Here is a 4,138-nt window from a genome sequence, read left to right as displayed (position 1 = left end):
AATTCCGACTACCGGCCATGGCTAGTCGAGCGAAAGCGGCTGTTCGCGGCTGTAAATACGTTCGACGGTGATAAGAAGCGCGGACTGCTGCTGATAGAGTAACAACATTTGCAATCCCAGCGGCATGTCACCCATTGGCTCTTTGGCGACGTGCGTGGGCCGGGCTATGACCGCTTTGCGCCACCGCGGAGTCTGCGGGTGGCCCGTCAGCGAAATGGTGAACGCAAGATTGAGGACTGGTCAGGATGGCTTAGCGGAGCTCAGGTTGAATTTTTTTCGCATTTGACTTAACTGGGACATGCCTTCCGTCTGCCGGGTCCTTACGTCGAAAGCAGGCCTCGGAAATGTCCCTGCTGAGACAGATAGGACGGTCTATGATTGACCGTTTCGACATCGAGGCCCGCGGCCGCGGCAAACGATTTCGTGATGCCGTCGAGCTCAAGTCGCGAGATCACGTCTTCGACACGGGCAAACCCGTTCGGCGCTCGCTCTTCAACGAGCTGCATCGCGACTTCGGGTCCGAGTTTCCGGTTTCGCAAGATGATATCGTTCATCGCGGGCCGACGCTCTGCTTCATAGCGCTCCAGCGCCGCGACGGGATCGTCAGTCTCGATCATTGCGCGGGCAAGGCTCCGAGCATCCAGAACGGCTTGCGAACCAGCCTGGCCGCCCGTCGGCTGCATTGGATGTGCGGCGTCGCCGAGAAGGGTGACACGGTCAAACGACCAAGCCGCGACGGGGTCGCGATCAACCAGCGGAAACTCGTAAATGCTGTGCGATTGCTCGATCAGCGCCGGCAGATTGAGCCAGGGAAATCGCCAACGCTCAAATGCGGCGAGCACTGCCTGCTTTTCGACGCGCTTGTTCCAATCTTCCCGCGACGGCGCCTGATCCGGGACCGTCATTTGGCAAATCCAGTTGGTTAGCAATTTGCCCCCGGCGGCCTTGCCGATCGGGTAGACGATAATCCTCTGATGGAAATGCCCGGCGATGACCATCGTCCGCCCGTCGAGGAACGGCTCGGCCGCGACCGCCGCTCGCCACAGGATTTGCCGTGCAAAGCAAGGCAGTCCCTCGTCGGGATAAAGCTGGAGCCGCGCAGCGGAATGGATTCCGTCGGCACCAACTAGCACATCGGCCTCGTCAAACAGTTCCGAACCGGAATCCCGGTCGCTGAAACGAGCCCGTACACCACCGCTGTGTTGCTCGAAGCCAACCAGTTTCGCTCCAGTGCGGACATTTTCATCGCCGATGCGCTCGCGCGTTAAGCGAAGCAGGATCAGTTGCAGCTCGCCGCGATGGATGGAAATTTGCGGCCAAAGATATCCAGCTGCCAGCCCCCTCGGCTCGCTATGGATCAATTGTCCAAACTTGTTGCAAAGATTCAGGCGCCGCGTGGCAATTCCGGTCTCTGCAAGAGCATCGCCGAGCCCAAGCTCCGTCAGCTCGCGTACCGCCGTTGGCTGCAGGTTGATGCCGACGCCGAGCGGACATGGATCGCGCGCCGCTTCGTAGACGCGGACGCATACGCCAGCCTGATGCAGGCTGAGCGCAAGGCTCAGCCCGCCGATGCCGCCGCCCACGACGATGACACGCGCATCCCTCATTTCGCGACGGCCACGCGGGGGTCTCTGATATTGTTGAAGGTCTCAAACTCGGCATTGCGCAGCTCACCGTCGATCTTCTTGACCTTACGGATATAGATGTTGTGCACAACCTCGCCGCTGTTCTTGTCGATCGACATGGGGCCGCGCGGGCTATCCCAGGCCATGCCCTTCATCGCGGCAACGAGGGTCTTGCCGTCGGTCGAGCCGGCAGTCTTGTTCAGTGCTTCATAGATGAGGTTCATGCCGTCATAACCCGACACGGCCATGAAATTCGCGCGCTCCTTCGCTTCCTTCTGGTAGGCCTCGGTAAACGCCTTGTTCAGGGCGGACGCGTGCGTGGCCGAGTAGAAATGCGCGGTGACCGTACCCAACATGGCGTCGCCCATGTTCTGCAGCGCTTCGTCGTCGGTGAGGTCGCCGGGACCGATCAATGCAATGCCGGCCTTGTCGAGGCCACGCTCGACGAACTGCCTGGCGAAGGCCGCGGCCTGTGTCGAGGGAATGAACACGAACAGCGCCTGCGGGGCGGCTTCCTTGACGCGCTGCAGGAATGGCGCGAAGTCGGGGCTGCGGAGCGGAACGCGGATCGCCTCGGCGACCTGACCACCCGCCGCCTTGTAGTTATTGGTAAAGGCTTCTTCCGCCTCGAGTCCGGGGGCAAACTCGGTGACCAGCGTCACCGCCTTGCCGAGCCCCTTTTTTGCTGCCCAATCTGCGAGGACAGCCGAGGATTGCGCCAGCGTGCAGCTCGTGCGTACAAAGAACGGCGACTTCCCGACCACCGCGGTCGTGCTTGAAATCATGATCACCGTCGGCTTCTGCGCTTCGGTAAGCAGCGGTGCGCTGGACATGAGGTCGGCCGTTAAGCTGCCGCCGATGAGGTCGACCTTGTCGTTGACGACGAGTTCCTGAATCATGCGCTTGCCGGTCTCGCCGGACGAGGCGTCGTCCCTCACGATCAGCTCGATCCGCTTGCCGGCCACGGTCTCGCCGTGCTGTTTGATGTAGAGGCGCGCGCCCGCAAGCACCTGCTGCCCTGCAGCCGCCAGCGGGCCGGTCATCGGCAGGACCATCCCGATCTTGACGGTGGCTTGCGCAAAAGCGGTACCGGATGCGGCGATCGACGTTGCGAGAACGGCAGCCGAAAGAATGGAATTCCCTGGCATTGCTGGCCTCCTCTCAGAGTCGGCCCCCCTCCCCGTCGGGATTCAATGATCGCCGCGGTAGGTTGAAATACTGGCTATGTCCGCAGTAGTTTGAAAGTCCGATTTTGAGACATCCCTGTAGCCTATAGACTAAGGGGGCGAAAATGGACTGGTCGGATCGGATCGGCCGCCGCATCAAGCTGCGCGACCTTCACGTGGTGCTCGCGGTGGCGGAATCGGGCAGCATGGCGAAAGCATCGCAAAAGCTTGCGATCTCCCATCCTGTCGTGTCGAAGACCATCTCCGATCTCGAGCAAACGCTGGGAGTAAAGCTGTTCGATCGCACCTCGCAGGGGGTCGAAGTGACCCGCTACGGGGCGGCGCTGCTCAAATGCGGCGTCAATGTCTTCGACGAGATGCGGCAGGGGCTGAAGCAAATCGAATTCCTCACCGATCCAACGTCGGGCGAACTTGCGGTGGGTTGTCCTGAAATTATGAATGCCGGCATCATGCCGGCGATCTCGGAGCGTCTGCTGCAGCAGCATCCACGCGTGCAGTTGCGAGTACTCCATGCCGACATAGCGCTGTTGCAGTTCAATCTGCTCCGCGAGCGCAAGGTCGAACTTCTCGTCGGGCGGCTGCCGGATCCTTTTGTCGAGGATGACCTACTGGTCGAGCCGCTGCTACAAGAGCCCTTTGTCGCGGTCGTCGGTGCAAACAGCAGTTGGGCACGCCGTCGCCGCGTCGAGCTTGCTGATTTGACGGAGGAGTCCTGGGTGCTTCCGCCGTCTGACAGTACGCCTGGCGGAATCATTTCGGGAATCTTTGCCGCCGCCGAATTGAAATTCCCGCGAGCCGCAGTTGCAACGTTGTCGATTCAACTCACCACGACGCTGATCGCGACCGGCAAATTCGTTGGCATTCTGCCAAACTCAGTTGCTCAGTTTAGTGCCGGACGCGTCGGTTTGAAGATCCTGCCTGCAAGAATTCCCGCCACGCGCTATGCAATCGCCATCCTCACCGTTAAGAGCCGCACGCCGGGTCCGCTGGCAAAATTGTTCGTCGAGCATGCGAGAGCGGTGGCAAAATCGCTGTTCAACTGATCTGAGTGGCCCCGCTGTTCGAAGGCTGCCGCACGACTTGGAACTCGTCGACGTCGGCTTTGCGCTAAAGCTGCCTCCGCGAAAAGATCGCATTCTGCCTCCATTGCAATTATCACTCAATCCGGCTGACAGGGCCAGACCACTCGCTAGCAAAAGGCCGTGCATTAGGACACGATGGCCTCCCAAGCCCGGCGGCTCTGCCTCGACTAGCACTACTTTGGCAGAATCGGTCTGCGCCAGTGTTTTTCAAGGAGTCGTTTTCGGCAGTGTGGACACCGTTGAG

3 protein-coding genes and 1 pseudogene are annotated in these 4,138 nt (G+C 60.4%); 2 read left to right on the top strand and 2 right to left on the bottom strand.

The genetic code is table 11. The features are described 5' to 3' along the window. Window positions 1–102 (top strand): annotated as a pseudogene (locus SO139_RS45620) (phytochelatin synthase family protein); the annotation flags it as partial. 218 nt (window positions 103–320) lie between these two features. On the opposite strand, the gene SO139_RS45615 reads toward SO139_RS45620, so the two are convergent. Further along, window positions 321–1,607, bottom strand: a complete 1,287-nt coding sequence (locus SO139_RS45615; protein WP_474804928.1) for a flavin-dependent oxidoreductase — start codon at window positions 1,605–1,607, stop codon at window positions 321–323. Beyond that, window positions 1,604–2,773 carry an ABC transporter substrate-binding protein gene (locus tag SO139_RS45610; protein ID WP_498542106.1) on the bottom strand — a complete coding sequence of 390 codons (1,170 nt, stop codon included), beginning with the start codon at window positions 2,771–2,773 and terminating at the stop codon, window positions 1,604–1,606. Before SO139_RS45610 ends, SO139_RS45615 begins: the two co-directional genes overlap by 4 nt. A gap of 143 nt (window positions 2,774–2,916) precedes the next feature. On the opposite strand from SO139_RS45610, the gene SO139_RS45605 reads away from it, so the two are divergent. After that, window positions 2,917–3,855, top strand: coding sequence for a LysR family transcriptional regulator (locus SO139_RS45605; RefSeq protein ID WP_474804924.1), 939 nt, complete (start codon window positions 2,917–2,919; stop codon window positions 3,853–3,855). Window positions 3,856–4,138: the final 283 nt, after the last annotated feature.

The sequence above is a fragment of the Bradyrhizobium sp. UFLA05-89 genome (assembly GCF_059803475.1).
This window is presented reverse-complemented; position numbering and strand designations above follow the sequence as displayed.